The following is a 2,154-nucleotide window of genomic DNA, read 5'->3' as shown; positions in this document are numbered from 1 at the left end:
TAAGTGTTCCAGTTCTTTGAACCTGAATGGATCGATAGGACAATGAGTACGCCAACCAGGGAAAAAGAGAAAAGAATAAGATGGGTTGAAAGTTTTTTGAGGTTCATGTTATCACTGATTATAAATACTGCAACTGAGCATACGGGGTTGAATGCAGTTGAAAGCATATTAAAGCCGGCAACTTAACAACCATAAGCACAAATTTACCAGTTCTCTACTGAATTTTCTCCAATTTTATATCCCGAATTGTTTTGATGATGAATTTATTTTTAGGGCTTTGTACTTCAATCTCCTGAATAGTACCGCTATACAACATGGCAGATTCGATTGTACGGGTTTTAAGAGAAATCCAAACAGTTCCCCAATATTGTTCTGTCCCTTTTGTTTTTAACGCAGGCATTGACAGTTCAAGCTTATTATCTGTTGCCCTGAACTCAATCACCGCGCATAGTTCATTATTTATGGCCGAAATACCCGTCCAGCATAATTGGATATTGGCATGATTATAAGTTCCAATATCTGCCATATTGAATTCTCCTTTCAGGTCAGGAATCTGGAAGGGCTTATTGAGATCTAAAGAATCGGTATAGTTCCATGCAAATTCTTCTATTCCCATCATATCCCAGATCAGATTCCTGGAAAGCACAGATTCTTCCGTGGAAGGGAAATTTTTAAATGCCTGAGGGCCCAGCATTTTCTGAGACGGAACATATTCCATATTCTCCATATAGTCCTGTTTCGTTCCTGCCGGAAAAGGTCCGGAAAAACTGCTTGAACCGGATATGTAAATATTGTTCCATTTGACAAAGCCATTTTCAAGTCCACGGGTATAATCACCGGAAACTTTATATTTTCCCAGGAAATTCCCATAAAGATCCCTGTTGGTGTAAACGGCAGTCATTCTGTATTTTTGCAATGTGTTCCTGACCCTAACAGCAGGAATTTTCTGCAAATATTTTTTAATGACTGATTTTTCACCCTGGCCATTAGTTATGGAAGGCATAATCATCACCAGGCAGACCAGCAAACTGGCCAAAACTGAATTCATTTTCTTTTTCATGATCTTAAATTTTAAGGGTTTCAAGTCAAATTAAGATCAAAGTAAACCCGGTTTGGGGGCAATTAAAAATATAAAATGCAGAGTTGTAAAATCAGGATGCTGTATTGTAAAATTGTTCGTTTTAACCGGAATGCTGGCCTTATTTAATAAAATTGGTCATAACCTTTTGAACGGGTGCTGGTTCGGGAAGTCTTTCCTTAGAGAGTTCCTTCATCTTTAAAATCCAGGCCATATTATTTCCCAAAACCTCCATGATCTGTTGACCTTCCTCATCTTTCTCGACCTCTCCTGGTACCCGTCCGTGAATTATATCCCAATAGTTAGAAGTAACAACAAGCATTTCAGAGATACTCAGATAATGATTCAGGCTGTCTAAAGTTGAAGAACCTCCTGAACGGCGCACTGCAACAATTGTAGCTCCGACTTTGTGGCGAAAAAGGCCGCCATTGCTGCCGGCAACTTGAAAAGTCCTGTCCAGAAAGCTTTTCATGGTTCCGGGAATGCCCGAGTAATGTACAGGTGCTGCCAGTACGAGCCCGTCAGCCTGTTTCATGCTCTGTACGTAATCATTTATCGAATCTGTTGTAATGGCACATTTTTCATCTTTATTTTGCCTGCACTTTCCACAACCTAAGCAACCTCTTATTGCTTTGTTCCCTATATGCAGGATTTCAAAATCTATTCCCTGTTCCATGAGCTTTGAGCCTATCATCATTAAGGCATGGAAAGTATTCCCTTCCTTGTTGGGACTTCCGTTAATCGCTAATACTTTCATTATTTGTAGATTTTTAAATAATTCTAAATGTTTTCTGGAGAACAACAGATTAATTCTTATAAAAAACATGGGCTAACAAATATTAAAATAATTCGTTAACCCATGTTTAAAGTATTTAAAATGATATAAAATTTTCTCTAATCCTTAAGTAGGAGAATTTTTAATTTTCCCGTTTTGTCTCTTTTAAGATTACATCATGGGCACCCCCTTCAATGATGCTTGTGGATGAAACCATGGTTATCTTTGCTTTTTTCTTTAATTCCGGTATGGTTAAGGCCCCGCAGCTGCACATAGTCGATTTGACCTTTCCTAAGGTCAT

3 protein-coding genes are annotated in these 2,154 nt (G+C 38.4%); all 3 read right to left on the bottom strand.

All coding sequences use genetic code 11. From position 1 onward, the window contains the following. Window positions 1-214 precede the first annotated feature (214 nt). A complete protein-coding gene (locus tag Q8907_16550; GenBank protein ID MDP4275879.1) occupies window positions 215-1,060 on the bottom strand; it encodes a hypothetical protein in 846 nt (281 codons plus the stop codon). A 139-nt stretch (window positions 1,061-1,199) separates the two neighbouring features. Continuing rightward, window positions 1,200-1,835 (bottom strand): flavodoxin family protein, encoded by a 636-nt coding sequence (locus Q8907_16545; GenBank protein ID MDP4275878.1) that lies wholly within the window; start codon window positions 1,833-1,835, stop codon window positions 1,200-1,202. Between the two features lie 160 nt (window positions 1,836-1,995). After that, on the bottom strand, window positions 1,996-2,154 hold a 159-nt coding region (locus tag Q8907_16540), incomplete at its 5' end, for an IMP dehydrogenase (protein MDP4275877.1).

The sequence above is a fragment of the Bacteroidota bacterium genome (assembly GCA_030706565.1).
Taxonomy (GTDB): Bacteria; Bacteroidota; Bacteroidia; order Bacteroidales; family JAUZOH01; genus JAUZOH01.
The sequence above is the reverse complement of the archived record's forward strand: the minus strand, read 5'-3'. Positions and strand labels throughout refer to the sequence as shown.

Excerpts from the sequence above, each read along its gene's own strand:
- Q8907_16545 (MDP4275878.1), bottom strand. The coding sequence starts at position 1,835 with ATGAAAGTATTAGCGATTAACGGAAGTCCCAACAAGGAAGGGAATACT.
- Q8907_16550 (MDP4275879.1), bottom strand. The coding sequence starts at position 1,060 with ATGAAAAAGAAAATGAATTCAGTTTTGGCCAGTTTGCTGGTCTGCCTG.